The following is a 16,387-nucleotide window of genomic DNA, read 5'->3' as shown; positions in this document are numbered from 1 at the left end:
CCACTGACCGTTAAAGTGGATAAATCACCAGCCGCCCGGTTTTCCACCGGGCGGCTTCTTGCTATAATGCAAGAAAACAGAAATGGGGATTATGATGCAAAAAGGAAAACTGAATTCCATCACTGACGTGCCAGGCGTCAAGGTCGGTCATGTCACACTCGATGAAAAGGTCGATGAAAATGAATCTGTCTGCACCGGCGTCACCGCCATCCTTCCGCACACCGGCAACTGGTTCGAACAAAAAGTGCCAGCCGCATCATTCGTGCTGAATGGCTTCGGGAAAACGGCGGGGCTCATACAAGTCGATGAACTCGGCGTCCTCGAATCCCCAATCATGTTGACGAATACATTCAGCGTCGCGGCGGTTTTGCAGGGGACGATGGAATATATGCTCGCGGAAAATCCGGCAATCGGCGACTCCACCAGCTCTTTGAACCTTGTCGTCGGCGAATGCAACGACAGTTATTTGAATTCAATGAGGCGAATGGCGGTCGAACCCGCACACGCCGCACAGGCTATCCAATCGGCCTCCACCGATTTCGAGCAAGGGTCGGTCGGTGCCGGAAAAGGAATGATTTGCTACGGTGTCAAAGGCGGCATCGGCTCTTCCTCCCGCATCGCAGAATATGAAGACCAACGCTTCACAACAGGAGTTCTCGCTTTAACGAATTTCGGGCGCAAAGAAGAAATCGCCATCGCCAACTGGCAATCCGAAAGCACAAACGACAAACGGCCGGATGGTTCGGTCATCATTATCGCTGCGACCGATGCACCGCTTGACAGCCGCCAGTTAAAGCGGCTCGCGAAACGCGCCGCCATCGGCCTTGGCCGTACCGGCACCCACGTACATAATGGCAGCGGCGACATCATCATTGCCTTCTCAACTGCCTATACGATTCCTCATAAACAAGCTGCGCCGTTTACTGAGATGAAGTTATTGCGCGATGACCACGAACTGATGGCATTTTTGTTCCAAGGCGTCATTGAATCAACTGAAGAAGCCGTCTACCAATCGCTATTCCACGCCGACACGACGGTTGGGCGCATGGGACGCACCGTCGAAAAAGGAAGCTTTCCATAATGCAAAAACCAGAAAAGCCATTCCGCCAACTAGCGGAATGGCTTTTCTTAAAATGATGATGCTGCGTAATAACCAACAGCAAACAGCAGCAAGCCCGCAAGGAGCGTGGCGAAAATATACATAACTGCCTGTCTCCATTTGCCGTCTTCGAAATCTTTCACGCAATCGAGCGCCATCGTGGAAAAAGTCGTGAAAGCGCCAAGAAAACCGAAGATTCCCGAAGCCGCTGCTACCCCTCCGCCCAAGCATAGCCCGATTGCAAGCGAACCGCTACTATTGACAAACCAAGTCGCAAGCTTCGGCTGCTTGAAACGACTTTCTGCCAAAACGTAGCATAGATAGCGGGTGACAGCCCCCAAAAATCCGAACACTGCGATGCCGATCATCGACTGGCTCCCTTGCGACCGACCCACAGCCCTAAAGCCGCTGCTGCAATGGAAGCTGTGGTCATGCCGAATGCATAAAGAATGCCTGCCGGTAAGGACGATTCAAGCAGTGCGAACCATTGTGCCGAAAACGCCGAAAAGCTGGTGAAAGAGCCGATTAACCCGGTCGAGACGAACAGGCGGGTTTCTGCAGAGTGGTTCAACAAGCGGGCGGCAACGATGCCTATAACCAGGCTGCCAAGGATGTTCACCAGCCATAAACCGATCCCTGCTCCGGCGAATTGAAATACCGCCGCCCGGAGCAATGACCCTATCATTCCGCCAAATCCTACAGCGAGTATATTTTTCATAAAATCCCCCGAATACTTTTCTTCAGTATACCCTACTCGGCGGTCAACGTTAACGTCGCTCCATCTATGTCGCCTGTAATGCTCGTTTCATGGAAATCGCCTTGCGCCCATTTATCGACTTGGTTATGGAAAAAGTCGGATTTGATATGGCCGCTGAGCCCCGGCCCGACAATATGATAAGCTTTCGACAAGTCCGAAAGATCCGCCACAAAACGCCAGGATGCGCCATGGTCCACATCGCCGTCATCGTTGAAAGCAGCAGCTTGGACGGTGATGTTCGAGCCGCCGACCGGCACTTTGCCCGGATTCAAAAAGCGTTCGAGAATCGGCGATGCGCCGGCGACCGGATGTGGGAACGTCAATTGGTGATAAGCGCCCCATTCCCAGTCTGCAGGATCGTCTCCCTGTGTTTCTTCGATATCAGCGAGCGCCAGGCCGAGCGAGTCGGCAAGCCATTTACCGGTGCCGCCGTATTCGCTGACCCACGCCCCTTCATCGCCGCGGAAGGAGCGGCGCAATAATTCATCGGTAATGTGATTTTTTCCGGACAGCATGCCGTACACATCTTCCGGAAACTGTTCTTCGAATAATGTATGCGGCAATTGGCGCATACACATATGGAAAACGAACGGCGCTGCCTGATCGGTTCCGTCCACCTGGTCCCATTCTCTAAGCAATGCGAACAGCTCTTCGTGCTCATCGGTCACATTTGCCACTTCTGCCATCATCGGGGCGAGAAACTCAGCGGCATACAAATTCCGCTGGTCCATCTGCAGCGCCATCATATCTTCCGCCGTCAGCTTGTCGCTGCCCCCGAGCACTTGTGCAATGCGCTCGTAGCGGTACGGCTGTGCCCAAAAGTCCGTAATGTGGTGCGGATAGCTGTCGTCAACCACCTGGTTGTTGGCCGTGGCGATAAAACCGGATTCCGGGTTGACGGAGCGCGGCAATTCATCAAATGGCACATAACCATCCCATCCATACTCGCTGGAATCGCCCGGCACCGGCAATTGCCCATCTCCTTGTTTGCGTATCGGGATGCGCCCGTTTGCTTTATAGGCGATTGTGCCATCGGTGGAAGCGAATACGAAATTCTGCGCAGGTGCCTGGAAATCTTCCAATGCGGTTTCAAACTGTTCCCAGTTTTCCGCTTTGTTGAAGTTTAATACCGCCTGCAGTTCGAGCGTCGGTTCAAGCGCCGTCCATTGCATGGAAAAAACTGCTGACGGTGATTCCTCTTCATACAGAACCGGCGACACGACGGGTCCATGACGCGTCACCAGCACTTCAAAATCGATTGTTTCTCCGTCTTTCACTTTGATCGGCTCTTTCCGCACTTGCGCCTGTTCCCACTCGCCATCATAACGGAACTCTGTCGGATTATCAGGATTCGGTATTTCAATATAGAGGTCCTGCACATCCGGGCCGACATTCGTCACGCCCCACGCAATGGTTTCATTATGGCCGAGGATAATACCCGGGATGCCCGCGAAAATGACGCCGCTGACGTTTTGCTCGGGTGATTGGAGATGCATTTGATACCAAATCGATGGTGTGCTGAGGCCGAGGTGCGGATCATCCGCCAGCAGCGGCATGCCGCTTTCGGTCTTGCTACCCGACACGACCCAGTTGTTGCTGCCGTTGAATTCCGGCGGGATCAATGACGGATCAAATGCACCGGCAACTGTGACTGGCTGTTTTCTGTTCGCTTTCAGAATGGCCGGAGCCTCTTCCGGATAGCGGATGAACAGTTCGCGCGCTTTGTCTTCCGGAAATTCATTGAGCGCCCAATGCCTGACAGCCAAAGAATTCCAATGCCCACCGAGATCATACGCCATGAATTTTCCGATTGCCAGCGAATCCACGGGCGTCCACGGTTCCGGTTCATAGCCGAGCAGTGCGAATTCATAGCTGAGGCGCCCATCTTCTTGTGCTTCCTCGATATATGCATTGACGCCTTGTGCATACCATTCGAGCACCTGCTTGGCATTATCCCCGTAGCCTTGCCACGAAGCTTCGCCAGCAGCCCGCAAGCTGAATGTACGGAAATATTTATCGGTATCGACCGCCGCTTCACCGATCACTTCCGCTAAACGCCCGCTTGCCTGGCGCCTCGACAAATCCATTTGAAACAAACGGTCCTGCGCCTGGACGTAGCCTTGCGCCCGGTAAAGATCGGCATCATTTGCCGCTTGAATATGCGGCACGCCGACCTCATCCCGCGTCACCGTCACTTCTTCATCCAAAATCGGCACCGATGCTTCCCCTTCAATGACCGGCTTCGATTTCGATATGTAAGCGTTTGCAAAAAAGAGCGCACCTGCTGATAGCACCAACAACGCACCTACTGCAATGAGCAACCATTTTCCCCACTTCTTTCTCTTCATCCTTACTCCCCCTTTTTGCTTTCCATTCGACTGATTCGGTGGAAAATCCTTCCTCTATACAAAAAAGCTTGCCCTATAGGCAAGCTTAGTTGACGAAATCTTCTTCGCCGAGTACCAATTTCACTTTTGGCACTTGTTTCTTTTCGGTGAGGACATACAGCACATCGCCTTTTTTGAGCCGTGTCGTTCCGGTTGGCATGACCAATTTCCCGGAACGGATGATGGCGCTGATCAATGTTTGGTTTGGAAGACCGATTGTCTGGACCAATTGACCGGCGAACGGTGATTTTTCCGACAACTCCACTTCCAGCATTTCTGCATTCGCCCGGTCCATCGACACCAACTCCAGCGAGTGGATGCGCTTCGGTACCGGACGGCCATTTAATCCAAGTTTTTTCGCAATGAATGGAATGGTCGAACCTTGCAATAAGGCAGAAGTTAACACGATAAATGAAACGATATTGAAAAACAGAATGCTGTTTTCCACCCCGGCAAGCATCGGGAACGTCGCCAAAACGATCGGGACTGCTCCGCGAAGCCCTGCCCAGGACATGAACAGCTTTTCTTTTATATCGTAATCAAAGAAAGCGGTACTGATGAATACGGCAACTGGGCGCGCGATAAAAATCAAGACGAAAGAAAGCACAAGCCCTTTCCAAATCAGTTCCCACTCCGCCAATTGGCTCGGGAAAACGAGCAATCCGAGAATGATGAACATGAGGATCTGCATCAACCACGCGAACCCTTCATGGAAACTGATAATCGAATAGCTATGCGTCAAATCACGCGTTCCGATCACAAGTGCAGCTAAGTAGACCGCAAGTAAGCCACTCCCGCCAAGGACTCCCGTGAAGCTATAAATAAACACCGCAAAGCCTGCCGCGAGTACCGCATAAAGGCCAGAAGCATCGAGTTGGATCCTGTTGATGGTCCACGACGCGAAAAAGCCAAGTGCCAGGCCAAGTACCGCGCCAAGACCCATTTGAAGAAGGAAACTGCCGAGCATCGACCAGACCGATGCATCCGGAATCATGATCAATTGAACAAAGGCGATCGTCAAAAACATCGCCATCGGATCATTCGTCCCCGATTCCGCCTCTAACGTTGAGGAGATTTTGGATTTGATGTTCTGGCCCGCAAGAACCGAGAACACCGCTGCAGCATCTGTCGATCCGACAATCGAACCAAGCAGAAGCGCCTGGAGCCACGTCAGATCAAAGACATAATAAGCTGCTACAGCGACAATGCCTGTCGTGATCAAGACCCCGAGTGTCGCCAAGATGAGCGATGCGCCAAGAACTGGACGAATATGCGTCCACTGGGTTTGCAAGCCACCTTCGAAGAGAATGATGATGAGGGCGACAATTCCAACCATCTGTGCAATTTCTGCATTGGAGAAATAAATAAGTCCGGAAACATCACTGCCTAAGAGCATACCGAGGAACATAAACAAGACGAGAGAGGGGACACCGGCGCGGGCCGATACTTTCGTCATCAAAACACCGGCTAAGAGGAAAATTCCGCCGAAGAGGATCACGCCATCTACAGTAAAATCTTGTATATTGACCACCGCCCCCAAATTACTTTGAATTCATTATACCATAATAATGGCGCCAATTAAAAAAGCAGCACTCCAGGAAAGGAGTGCTGCTGCTAAAATCAAGCCATATCTTCGCCGACGATTTTCACTTCAAGCTCCAAATCGATGCCGAATTTCTCAGAGACCGCTTTTTTGACCATTTCAATGGTTTGAATGTAATCATTTGCAGTTGCATTGTTTTTGTTGACGATAAACCCGGCATGCTTTGTTGACACTTCCGCCCCGCCAAAGCCTGTGCCCTGCAACCCGCTTTCCTGGATCAGCTTACCGGCAAAATTGCCCGGCGGCCGTTTAAAGACACTGCCTGCAGACGGAAACTCAAGCGGCTGCTTGCTTTCGCGCTGGAACCTTAATTCATCCATTTTCGCATTGATGATGCGCTGTTCGCCGATTTCAAGGCCGAACTCGGAAGACAAGACGTAAAAGCCTTTCTTCGTAATGATGCTTTTCCGGTAGCCGAGTTCCAGCTCGTCTTTCGACAACACAAGCTTTTCCCCTTCTCTCGTCAACACCGTCGCCTGGACGATCACATCTTTGATTTCTCCGCCGTATGCGCCGGCATTCATCGCCATTGCGCCGCCGATCGATCCAGGAATTCCACAAGCGAACTCGAGCCCTGTCAACTGACGGTCTGCTGCTGTGCGCGATACTTTCTTAATATCCGCACCGCCTTGTGCAATGACTGCCGTACCATTGATCATGATTCCGTCAAGCTTTTTAAAAGTCAGCACGATTCCGCGGACACCGCCGTCCCGGACGACCATATTCGATCCATTCCCGAGCATCAACAGCGGGATATCATTATCATATGCATATTTTACAGTATAAGCCACTTCATCTTCTGTTGTCGGTGCTACAAATATGTCAGCCGGCCCGCCCATTTTCGTCAATGTGTGCAAGTGCAACGGCTCATCCATTTTGACGTGATCTTCAACCACAAAGCGGCGCAAATCCGTCAACCAATTTTCTTTCATCATTCCAAGCAAATCCCTTCTAAACTTTTCGCTCTTAATAGTATCCATTTTTCATCATGTTTTGACAAGTAATATTGTCCTGTTAGGGACTAAAGTCTTTGTAATTTTATCTTTAATTAAAACTATTTTAATTAAAATATATTGACTCCGAGATATTAACTGTTTATAGTAAAGGTAATACATTAGAAATTGGAGGAATTACACATGAAAAAATGGACAGTAGATCAAGCGCACTCAGAAATCGGATTTTCCGTTAAACACATGATGATTTCAAAAGTAAAAGGCTCTTTCGCTTCTTATGAAGCACAGGTGGAAGCAAACGAAAACGATCTACAAAACGCGTTGATCGATTTCAAAATCGACGTAACAAGCATCGACACAAATAACGAAGACCGCGACAACCACTTGCGTTCGGCAGATTTCTTCGACGCTGAACAGCATCCGCATATTACGTTCAACGCTACAGACATCCGCAAAAAAGACGATGACGAATACGAGCTGACAGGTGATTTGACGATCAAAGACGTTACACGCCCAGCGAAATTCGAAGCGGAATACGGCGGCAAAGCCACCAACCCTTGGGGCGTGGAAGTTGTTGCTTACAGCGTCAGCGGCAAAATCAACCGCAAAGATTTCGGTTTGACATGGAACCAAGCACTTGAAACAGGCGGCGTCCTCGTCGGCGAAGACGTCAAATTGAACTTGGAAATCCAAGCAAACCCAGCATAATCCATAATAAAAAGGAAGCAGCCGAGGCTGCTTCCTTTTTTTGTGCGTTAAACTACATTCCGCCTTCCAACTTCTTCAGCGGTTTCACTGCCGGACCTTCCAATACTTCTCCGGTATACGAAAAGCGCGAGCCGTGGCACGGGCAATCCCAGGATGTTTCAGCATTGTTCCAAGCTACGTCACAGCCCATATGCGTACATGTCGGTTTGACGAGATGCACTTGGCCGTACTCGTCGCGGAACCCGCCTGCTTTTTTGCCATCCACTTTCACGAGGCCGCCTTGCCCTTTTTCCAGATCATCAACGGTCTTCGAAGGTTTCTTCAGTTTTCCAGTCACGAGTTCTTTCGCAACCGACACATTGTCTTTCAGGAAACTAGCCGCATCGGCCGTTTTCGTTTTCGGGCGTGTCGGATCGAACAGCGCAGCATAAGGGTTGTCACGACCGACAATCTGATCCGTTAAAATCCGTGCTGCCGCAGCTCCGTTCGACATTCCCCATTTATGGAACCCGGTCGCGACTAAAATATGCTCATAGCCGGCAGTAATCGTGCCGACATATGGAATTTTATCCAAAGTCGTCATATCCTGCGATGACCAGCGATATGGAATTTCCGTTAGACCGAAATAATCCTCGCCGAACTTCGCCAAGTTCTCGTAATGCTCCATCGTATCGACTGAACTTTGGCCAGCCGCATGTCCATCGCCGCCAAGCAGCAAAAGCTTTTCACCATTCTCGCCTGGCGTATAGCGGATCGAGCGGGACGGGCTGTCAGCACTGATGTACATGCCTTCAGGAATCCTCCCTTCTGCCCGGACCGCGATGGCATAGGAGCGGTTGACCGACAACCGGGAAAAATACATGCCGTCAAAATCGTTGAACGGATAATGCGTAGCGACGACAACTTTGTCGCACGATAAATGCGATAAGTTTTCCGTCTGGATGACGGGATCTTTTTTGCTCAAAATCTTCACCGCACGACTTTGTTCGTGAATGTCCACACCCATTTTCTCCAGCTCTTTCACAAGACCCGCCAAAAACTTCACCGGATGGAACTGCGCTTGATTGCGCATGACAAGCGCTTCCGTCACAGGAAATGGCAGCTCCGACTCTTCGCGTGCCAATCCGCCCTCGATGCCTAGCTGTTCGTAAGCTTCTGCTTCTTTTCTCACCAGCTTGGCACTGGAATCTTGCGTCGAATAGATGAATGCGTCCTGGTGCGAGAAATCACAGTCGATGTTCAGTTCTTTTGCCGTTTCCTCAATAAACTTCAAGCCTTCCATATTGGCTTCATAGTATAACTTTGCTTGCTTTTCACCGGCCAGCTTGATCAGCGGTGCATAATACAAGCCGTGCTGCGCCGAAATTTTCGCGGTCGTATAACCCGTGACGCCATCGATCAATTTCCCGGCATCAAGAAGCGTCACTTTCTTTCCTTCTTTCGCTAACAAATACGCGGTAATGATCCCTGCAATACCTGCACCGATCACCCCGACTTCCGTGGACTTATTGCCTGTAAAGGCCGGATAATCCGGCAACTCTTTATACGCTCTCCAAAAAGACTGTTTCGACTCGGGAATACGGCTTTGCTGTTCATTATGCGGCATGCTGCCCCTCCTTTATAAAATGTTTTACTTATTAATTGTCTACCCCTATCGGGAAATCATTAATCAACGAATGCACGAGGCTTGAGCAAGGCGAAAGTCGAGCAAATATCTGAAGGGTAAATATAGTTGAATCTTTTTCACAAGAAAGTCCATTTAATTTTTTCATCCGCAATAGATTCGCCAACTCGCTTTGGGTTAGCCTCTTGCGCGAGGTGGCTGTCAGATTTCATTATTTCGAGTTAGTAAAGACTGTTATGTGCTTCTGCAGGGTTCATCCACGGTTGGGGGAATCGCTTCCTGAGTGATGGAGAATGCTAGAAATTGAACTGGGATCTATGCACGAAAAGATGATGCAATATATTTTAGCATCGCACATTGATCCAGGTGAATGAAATGACGATTCCAAAGAGTGTATCCATCTATTTTTCACTTACTAATTCGAGACAATGAGGAGATTTAATACTCCTCTAAAAATAGAGATGGAGTGGAAACTGCCGACTTCTGGGGGACTGCGCGGGACTGGCGAGACANNGCTCGACGCCCCCCCCCCCCCCCGGCAAGCGGCAGTTGAAGCGCAATCTCAAGCCCTACTTTTTCACACTAACAATCAAAATTCATTCACTTTTTTTTAAAATCAATCTCTCACCAATTATTCTAAAAACAAAAAAGACGGAAACGCCGAAGCGTTTCCGTCTTAACCAATTCAATCTTATGCGTTTACGCTTACTTTAGAAAGTGAACCTGCAGACTCTTTTACGCGTTCCATGCCATCAGTGATGATTTGCTCAGCGCGGTCTGGATACATGTTGTGCCCTTCGATGATCACTTCTTCGATATCCATAATGCCGAAGAAATTCATGATTGCGCGGACATAGTTGACGCTCATTTCTCTAGGTGCCATTTCTGGAGTCGAGTAGACGCCGCCGCGTGCATTCAAGATGATGACCTTTTTCTCAGGAACCAAGCCAACTGGGCCTTCAGCCGTGTATTTGAACGTCATGCCTGCACGGTAGATGTAGTCGATGAACGTCTGCAACGGTGCAGGGATCGTCATATTCCATAGTGGGAAAGCAAAAACGATAACGTCTGCATCCATGAATGCGTCCATCGCTTTATTGGCAGCTGTCAAAATGCGCTGCTCCAAATCCGTTAATTCTTCGGCTTGAGCGGATTTCTGGATTGCATCGAAGAAATCCTGGCCAAAGTACGGCATATCTTCTTGGAATACATCAAAGGTATTGACGACTGCGTCTGTTTCCAAGTTGTGCATGAATACTTCGTGCATTTTACTTGAAATGCCCTCTGAAGCTGGACGGTTATTTGCTTTTACGACTAAAATATTTTTCACTTGTAAAACTCCTTTTACGCTATCATTATTATTCTTTAATTCAAGAATTATTAATAATAAATAATCAGGGAACGAAAGTCAATCAGCTTGCTCGGCTTAGTCTCCGTCACAGGAATCTCCTGTGCAGAAACTCGTCTCTTTCTTGCCGAGGCCGAGTGGCTTGAGCGCTGGGCGCACGCCTTCTTCTTCCCCGATTTGCTCCAGCGCTTCAATGAATGCTTCGAGCGGCTGAGCACCGGAAATGGCGTATTTGTGGTTGACGACAAAAAACGGGACGCCGTGCACACCGATTTGACGGGCTTCCTGGATATCCTGTTCGACTTCGCTTTGGAATTGATCCGATGTCAAAACGGCCGCTGCCTGTTGCCGGTCGAGACCCGCTTTTTCCACGATCGCCAGCAAAATTTCGGCATTGCTGATATTGTGCGCTTTTTCAAAGTAATGATGCATCAACAGCTCTGTCAATTGATATTCCCCGCCTTGGGTTTCGGCCCATTTAACGAGCCGGTGGGCAGAGAATGTATTGGCGTGAGGCATATTTTCCACATCGTAATTCAAGTCGAATGCCTTGGCATGTTCTGCAACACCGACTGTCATTTGTTTCGCTTGTTCGAGGCTTTGCCCCATTTTTTCCGCTAAATGTTCATAAGCGAGCTTTTCGGAATCAACTGGAGCTTGCGCATCCAGTTCATATGCTTTAAATGTAATCTCCGCTTGGTTCGCATAGCCCGAGCGCTCGAGCGCTTGTTCTAGTGTGCGCTTTCCTATATAACAGAATGGGCAAACGTAATCTGACCAGACTTCAATTTTCATAACTATTCACCTCGCCACTTACTATAGCAATGAACCGGTAGGCGTCACAATTTTTTTGCTTGAAAAGAATTGCCAATTTCCTCTATCAAAAAAACTGACCCCCTCTATGGGGATCAGTTCAAAGCTTCCGTAATGAACGGAACGATTTGTTTTTTTCTGGAGACGACGCCAGGCAAGAGTACACGGTTGCCGGTGACTGCGGACCCGAAAGCCCCTTCAATAATGTCGGTTCGGCGCCCTATGACGATAGCTTCTGAGTTATTGTTCAAAATATCGGTAACCGTGAACACGAACAAGTCCAGACCTTTTGTAGTCACTAGATCCTGAATCAACACTTCCAACTCTGCTTGGCGATTCAGGACTTCGGATACATCGATGGCGTTCACTTGCGCCACTTCGAACCGGTGGCCGCCCGCTTCAAATTCCTTCGAATCGAGTGAAACTAAATCTTCCAATGTTTTATTGCTCAAATCCGCTCCAGCTTTCAGCATGGCAAGTCCGTACTTTTGCGCGTCGACGCCGGCAATTTCCGCGAGCTCTTTCGCTGCTTGGACGTCCTGCTCTGTGCAGGTTGGAGATTTGAAGAGCAACGAATCGGAAATGATTGCCGAAAGCATCAAGCCGGCAATTTCTGCAGGTATCTCAACCCCATGCTCTTTGTAGAGCTTCAGGAGAATCGTGGTTGTGCAGCCAACAGGTTCTGCCCGGAAATAAACCGGATCTGCCGTTTTAAAATTGGCGATGCGGTGATGATCGATTACTTCGATCACTTGCACGTCGTCAATATCGTCAATGCTTTGCTGGCGTTCATTATGGTCGACAAGGATAACTTGCTCTACTTCGTCTGCCGCACGCTCTACGAGACGAGGCGTTTGTGCTTTAAATTGCTCGAGCGCATACAGCGTCTCATTGTTTACCTCGCCGAGGCGAACGGCTTCAGCGTCCATTCCGAGCTCTTTCTTCAAATGAGCATAAGCAATCGCTGAACAGATTGAGTCTGTATCTGGATTTTTATGGCCTAGTACAAAAATTTTTGACATGGGTAATAGCCTCCTGGCTTGTGTAGTTTCTGTGATTATTCTATCACAAGTTGCCGAACTAGAAAAAACCTGCGACTGACATCCTAGTCAAAAACAGCATAACACCAACAATGTATAGAGATGATTTTAGAATTGTCAGTAATTTTATATATAACTATGTACTTTAGCATATACTAATGGTATTATATGACTAACTAATTCTATGTTTTCGGAAGGAAGAGATGATAGTGACTATATTACTGGAAAAGAAATACATCCCTCTATCCCATTATTTTCAAGCCGCCACAAATTCCCGTATCCGTTTGAACTTCTCGGAGATTGAACAAATCATGGGGCAGAACTTGCCCAACGCCGCTTACCTGAACAGAAGCTGGTGGAAGAAATCGAAGCCGCCCGCAAAACACTTCCATGCATGGATGGATGCCGGCTACCGCGTAACGGAAGTCGAACCCGATCGCTATATTGTCTTTGAAAAAGTGGACACCAACAACAAAGCCGCAGATAAAGATGCCGAGGATAAGGACATCCTGCTGATCCGCACCGCCGAGCACGGGGATGCGCGCTCGCTGGCGATGCTCCAAAAAACAGTGGAAGGCGAGTCCGACTTCATGCTGTATGGTAAAGATGAGCGTTCCCTGTCCACACAGCGCGTCCGAAAACAAATCATTGAATGGAAGCAAAGCGGCCATTCGGCGTTCATCATCGCCATATTAAACGGCCAGCACGTCGGCTATTTGATGGTCATCGGCAGCGATGCAAAGCGTGCGTCCCACCGCGCTGCACTGGTCATCGGCCTATTGAAGGAAGCACATGGCAAAGGCATCGCCAAGTCATTGCTTGAAAAAGCGGAAGACTGGGCCAAGCAAAAAGAAATTACCCGCTTGGAGTTGACGGTCGTCGAGGACAACGAGCGAGCCCGCAAACTGTATGAAAAAGCAGGATTCGAAGCAGAAGGAACACGCCGCCGCTCCTTGATCATCAACGGCAAAGAGCATGATGAAATCTACTTAGCCAAGTTTTTGGATTAAACGCCTGACACAATAAAAACGTCCGCCATTCATTTTCGAATGGCGGACGTTTTTTTGCACTTATCATGAAATCAATTCAGCACCGTCAGCCACCAATACAAGCCGGTCAAGGTGATGAACAAAGTCGGGACTGTCAAAATGATGCCGACTTTGAAATAATAGGCCCAGCTGATTTCAACGCCTTTTGTCTTCAATACGTGAAGCCATAACAGCGTCGCAAGCGAGCCGATTGGCGTAATCTTCGGGCCAAGGTCGGAACCGATGACATTGGCGTAGATCAAAGCATCGCGCATGACACCGTCTGTATTCGTTTCAGCGATTGCTAACGCATTGATCATGACGGTCGGCATATTGTTCATGCCGGAAGACAGAATCGCTGCGATAAAGCCCATTCCGATGGTCGCGGCATAAAGGCCATGCCCTGCCGTCCACTCAATCGCCTGTGCCAAAACAGAAGTCAGGCCGACGTTGCGCAAACCGTAGACGACGACATACATGCCGATCGAGAAGAAGACAATCGCCCATGGCGCACTTTTTAGGACCGTCATCGTTTCGACGTGCTTACTGTTGCGCGCAATCGCCAGAAAGATGATGGCAATCGAACCGGCAATGAAGGATACCGGTATCTCGAGCGACTCGCTCATGAAATAGCCGATCAGCAAAACAGCGAGGACTACCCAAGACAAGCGGAAAATACGGATGTCCTTGATGGCCGATTCCGGTTTTTTCAAAACACTCGGATCAAAGCGGCCCGGAATGTCTTTTCTAAAGAATAAAAACAGCACGACCATACTTGCAATTATACTGAACAAGTTCGGCACGAACATATGCAGTGCATATTCCGTAAAGCCGATGCCGAAAAAATCAGCTGAGACGATATTGACCAAGTTGCTGATGACAAACGGCAATGACGCAGTATCAGCGATAAAGCCTGATGCCATGATAAATGGCAAAATCATCGTATCTCTAAACTTCAACGCCCGCACCATAGCGAGAACGATCGGCGTCAAGATAAGTGCCGCTCCGTCATTGGCGAACAGCGCCGCCACGACTGCACCAAGCAGCGTGACAAGTAAAAACATACGCAACCCGCTGCCTTTGGAGAACCGCGCCATGTGAAGCGCTGCCCATTCGAAAAAGCCGATTTCATCCAAAATGAGTGAAATGATGATCAACGCGACAAAGGTCAATGTCGCATTCCAGACAATCCCTGTTACATCCCAGACATCGCCAAAATCAACGACGCCGAATAATAAGGCAACAATTGCACCGGCGATGGCCGACCAGCCGATCGACAACCCGCGCGGCTGCCAAATGACAAAAATAAGGGTAATGAGAAAAATAATAATTGCTAACCAAACATCCATTTCAGTTCCAGCTCCTTAACTACAATTCACTTTTTTTCCTTCAGCAATGAGTGACTCGACTGTGCGCTTTGGCTCCGGCAGCATCGTAAGAAGCGATGTCAGGACAGCAAAAAGCGCATGCTCCCTATTTAACGACCAGATTGTCCAGCGCCCACGCTTTTCTTCGCAGATAAGGCCCGCCTGCTTGAGTTTCCGCATATGCTGGCTGATGGCCGGCTGCGTCATATCGAGCAGTTCCGTAAATTCACAAATGCACAATGCCTCTTTCGATAGGTATTTCAAAATCAGCATACGGGTTTCATCACTCACTGCTTTCAAACTTTGTTCCATCTGTTTATAGTCCATTTACGTCACCTCTTTTTGACAATGGGTTCATTATATAAGTGTTTACTTATGTATGCAAGGGGACATTTGAAATTCTTCCTATATTTTTTGGAACGAAAAAACCGCTCCCTTTATGGGAACGGTTTTTGCTGTTGTTATTTGTTTTCAAGCAATTTCAAGGACTCACGGTTGAATGCCGGGATATCATCCGGCTGGCGGCTCGTGACCAATTGGTTTTGGCACACGACCACTTCTTCATCGACGACTTTTGCACCAGCATACTCCATATCGACTTGAATCGATTTGTAGCCTGTTGCATCACGGCCTTCCAAAGCTTTCGCAGTAATCAATAGCTGCGGCCCGTGGCAGATTGCGAATACCGGTTTTTTCGCATCCATGAACGCTTTCGTAAATTTCACAAAGCGCTCATCAGCACGCAATTGGTCCGGTGAGAATCCGCCCGGCAATAGCAATGCGTCAAATTCATCCGGGCTTACTTCGTCGATGCCTTTGTCGATCGTGACAACCGCTTCGCCTTGTTTACCCGTAACTTTCTTGCCTGCTTCTTTTTCGATATTGATCAGTTCATGGCCTGCCTCATTAAAGGCTTTTGCTGGCTCTGTATACTCCACATCTTCGAACATGTCTGTAATTAAAGTTGCAATTTTCGCCACTTTCCTTCACTCCTTCTGTTTAAATACTCCCTATCAGTATTCCACGAATTGGAAACCTTAAACATCCGGATTACGGGCGAAATTTCGAGACAAACGGATTTTCCGTCTCCCAAAAGCGGTATGGAAAATGGACCGCTTCTGCTGAATTGCCGATGCCGATGCGAGGTCCTTTCGACACCGCACGGACCGCTTCGCCCTCTGCAATGTAAAGCGGGCGCTCGGTGAAATGATGGCCGTTATAGTCCATCGTGATGCCCATCGCTTTCGTCAGTTTTCCTGGACCGCTTGTCCATTGCTTCATCGGCATATGCCGCCCTCTCCGCTCTGCCATAAAATCGATTCCGTCGACCGGCTCGATGGCACGGATGAGAATGGCGCGCGGCGTTTCTTCCGGACCACTGACGACGTTCAATAGCGTATGTGTATGCATCTGGTACGTATAAACAAGCCCGGATTTCCCGAACATGATTTCTGTCCTTTTCGTGCGGCGGTTACCGAAACTGTGCGCAGCACGGTCTTCCGCACCCATATAAGCTTCAGTCTCAACGATACGGCCTGCAACGATTCCGTCCGGTAGTTCATGGACTAGTATTTTCCCTAATAAATCGCGCGACAAATCAAGCGTCGGCGCTTCAAAAAAAATCGCATCCAAAGGTTTAAACATGACAATCCCTCCTATA

General features: G+C 49.0%; 16 protein-coding genes. 3 read left to right on the top strand and 13 right to left on the bottom strand.

Annotated elements, in window-relative coordinates; all coding sequences use genetic code 11:
• The first annotated feature begins 94 nt into the window (after positions 1-94).
• Entirely contained in the window at positions 95-1,081 is a 987-nt protein-coding gene (locus J7E21_RS14760; RefSeq protein WP_215109121.1) for a DmpA family aminopeptidase, read from the top strand.
• 47 nt (positions 1,082-1,128) lie between these two features.
• On the opposite strand, the gene J7E21_RS14755 is transcribed toward J7E21_RS14760, so the two are convergent.
• From J7E21_RS14755 to murB, 5 genes are all read right to left on the bottom strand, one after another.
• Positions 1,129-1,467, bottom strand: coding sequence for a fluoride efflux transporter FluC (locus tag J7E21_RS14755; RefSeq protein ID WP_215109118.1), 339 nt, complete (start codon positions 1,465-1,467; stop codon positions 1,129-1,131).
• The gene (locus J7E21_RS14750) at positions 1,464-1,817 is read right to left on the bottom strand and encodes a fluoride efflux transporter FluC (RefSeq protein WP_215109115.1); all 354 of its coding nucleotides are present in this window, start codon (positions 1,815-1,817) and stop codon (positions 1,464-1,466) included. The genes J7E21_RS14755 and J7E21_RS14750 overlap by 4 nt, the downstream gene beginning before the upstream one ends.
• 32 nt (positions 1,818-1,849) lie before the next feature.
• Positions 1,850-4,204, bottom strand: a complete 2,355-nt coding sequence (locus tag J7E21_RS14745; RefSeq protein ID WP_215109112.1) for a penicillin acylase family protein — start codon at positions 4,202-4,204, stop codon at positions 1,850-1,852.
• An 85-nt stretch (positions 4,205-4,289) separates the two neighbouring features.
• Positions 4,290-5,765, bottom strand: a complete 1,476-nt coding sequence (locus J7E21_RS14740) for a potassium/proton antiporter (RefSeq protein WP_215109181.1) — start codon at positions 5,763-5,765, stop codon at positions 4,290-4,292.
• A gap of 98 nt (positions 5,766-5,863) precedes the next feature.
• On the bottom strand, positions 5,864-6,781 hold the full coding sequence (gene murB / locus J7E21_RS14735; protein ID WP_215109109.1) for a UDP-N-acetylmuramate dehydrogenase: 918 nt from the start codon (positions 6,779-6,781) through the stop codon (positions 5,864-5,866).
• 201 nt (positions 6,782-6,982) lie between these two features.
• On the opposite strand from murB, the gene J7E21_RS14730 reads away from it, so the two are divergent.
• Positions 6,983-7,507: a YceI family protein gene (locus J7E21_RS14730; RefSeq protein ID WP_215109107.1), complete on the top strand. Its 525-nt coding sequence runs from the start codon at positions 6,983-6,985 to the stop codon at positions 7,505-7,507.
• Positions 7,508-7,559: 52 nt separating this feature from the next.
• Here J7E21_RS14730 and J7E21_RS14725 read toward each other — a convergent pair whose 3' ends face one another.
• From J7E21_RS14725 to J7E21_RS14710, 4 genes are all read right to left on the bottom strand, one after another.
• Positions 7,560-9,113, bottom strand: a complete 1,554-nt coding sequence (locus J7E21_RS14725; protein ID WP_215109105.1) for an FAD-dependent oxidoreductase — start codon at positions 9,111-9,113, stop codon at positions 7,560-7,562.
• 709 nt (positions 9,114-9,822) lie between these two features.
• Positions 9,823-10,461, bottom strand: a complete 639-nt coding sequence (locus tag J7E21_RS14720; protein WP_215109103.1) for an FMN-dependent NADH-azoreductase — start codon at positions 10,459-10,461, stop codon at positions 9,823-9,825.
• A gap of 96 nt (positions 10,462-10,557) precedes the next feature.
• Positions 10,558-11,274: a DsbA family oxidoreductase gene (locus tag J7E21_RS14715; RefSeq protein WP_215109100.1), complete on the bottom strand. Its 717-nt coding sequence runs from the start codon at positions 11,272-11,274 to the stop codon at positions 10,558-10,560.
• 113 nt (positions 11,275-11,387) lie between these two features.
• Positions 11,388-12,314 carry a manganese-dependent inorganic pyrophosphatase gene (locus J7E21_RS14710; protein WP_215109098.1) on the bottom strand — a complete coding sequence of 309 codons (927 nt, stop codon included), beginning with the start codon at positions 12,312-12,314 and terminating at the stop codon, positions 11,388-11,390.
• 221 nt (positions 12,315-12,535) lie between these two features.
• Here J7E21_RS14710 and J7E21_RS14705 point away from each other — a divergent pair, with 221 nt between their 5' ends.
• Positions 12,536-13,342 (top strand): GNAT family N-acetyltransferase, encoded by an 807-nt coding sequence (locus tag J7E21_RS14705; RefSeq protein ID WP_251048042.1) that lies wholly within the window; start codon positions 12,536-12,538, stop codon positions 13,340-13,342.
• A 71-nt stretch (positions 13,343-13,413) separates the two neighbouring features.
• On the opposite strand, the gene J7E21_RS14700 is transcribed toward J7E21_RS14705, so the two are convergent.
• From J7E21_RS14700 to J7E21_RS14685, 4 genes are all read right to left on the bottom strand, one after another.
• A complete protein-coding gene (locus tag J7E21_RS14700; protein ID WP_215109094.1) occupies positions 13,414-14,709 on the bottom strand; it encodes an arsenic transporter in 1,296 nt (431 codons plus the stop codon).
• 15 nt (positions 14,710-14,724) lie between these two features.
• A complete protein-coding gene (locus tag J7E21_RS14695; protein ID WP_215109091.1) occupies positions 14,725-15,054 on the bottom strand; it encodes an ArsR/SmtB family transcription factor in 330 nt (109 codons plus the stop codon).
• 134 nt (positions 15,055-15,188) lie between these two features.
• Entirely contained in the window at positions 15,189-15,707 is a 519-nt protein-coding gene (locus J7E21_RS14690; protein WP_215109088.1) for a type 1 glutamine amidotransferase domain-containing protein, read from the bottom strand.
• Positions 15,708-15,777: 70 nt separating this feature from the next.
• Positions 15,778-16,371, bottom strand: a complete 594-nt coding sequence (locus J7E21_RS14685; protein ID WP_215109087.1) for a DNA-3-methyladenine glycosylase — start codon at positions 16,369-16,371, stop codon at positions 15,778-15,780.
• Positions 16,372-16,387 lie beyond the last annotated feature (16 nt).

Origin of the sequence: Planococcus sp. ISL-109, assembly GCF_018613655.1 — a bacterium.
GTDB lineage: Bacteria > Bacillota > Bacilli > Bacillales_A > Planococcaceae > Planococcus.
This window is presented reverse-complemented; position numbering and strand designations above follow the sequence as displayed.

Bases quoted from the DNA above. Each gene is read 5' to 3' on its own strand.
- J7E21_RS14760 (WP_215109121.1), top strand. From the start codon at position 95: ATGCAAAAAGGAAAACTGAATTCCATCACTGACGTGCCAGGCGTCAAG.
- J7E21_RS14755 (WP_215109118.1), bottom strand. From the start codon at position 1,467: ATGATCGGCATCGCAGTGTTCGGATTTTTGGGGGCTGTCACCCGCTAT.
- J7E21_RS14750 (WP_215109115.1), bottom strand. From the start codon at position 1,817: ATGAAAAATATACTCGCTGTAGGATTTGGCGGAATGATAGGGTCATTG.
- J7E21_RS14745 (WP_215109112.1), bottom strand. From the start codon at position 4,204: ATGAAGAGAAAGAAGTGGGGAAAATGGTTGCTCATTGCAGTAGGTGCG.
- murB (WP_215109109.1), bottom strand. From the start codon at position 6,781: ATGATGAAAGAAAATTGGTTGACGGATTTGCGCCGCTTTGTGGTTGAA.
- J7E21_RS14730 (WP_215109107.1), top strand. From the start codon at position 6,983: ATGAAAAAATGGACAGTAGATCAAGCGCACTCAGAAATCGGATTTTCC.
- J7E21_RS14725 (WP_215109105.1), bottom strand. From the start codon at position 9,113: ATGCCGCATAATGAACAGCAAAGCCGTATTCCCGAGTCGAAACAGTCT.
- J7E21_RS14715 (WP_215109100.1), bottom strand. From the start codon at position 11,274: ATGAAAATTGAAGTCTGGTCAGATTACGTTTGCCCATTCTGTTATATA.
- J7E21_RS14710 (WP_215109098.1), bottom strand. From the start codon at position 12,314: ATGTCAAAAATTTTTGTACTAGGCCATAAAAATCCAGATACAGACTCA.
- J7E21_RS14705 (WP_251048042.1), top strand. From the start codon at position 12,536: ATGATAGTGACTATATTACTGGAAAAGAAATACATCCCTCTATCCCAT.
- J7E21_RS14700 (WP_215109094.1), bottom strand. From the start codon at position 14,709: ATGGATGTTTGGTTAGCAATTATTATTTTTCTCATTACCCTTATTTTT.
- J7E21_RS14695 (WP_215109091.1), bottom strand. From the start codon at position 15,054: ATGGACTATAAACAGATGGAACAAAGTTTGAAAGCAGTGAGTGATGAA.
- J7E21_RS14685 (WP_215109087.1), bottom strand. From the start codon at position 16,371: ATGTTTAAACCTTTGGATGCGATTTTTTTTGAAGCGCCGACGCTTGAT.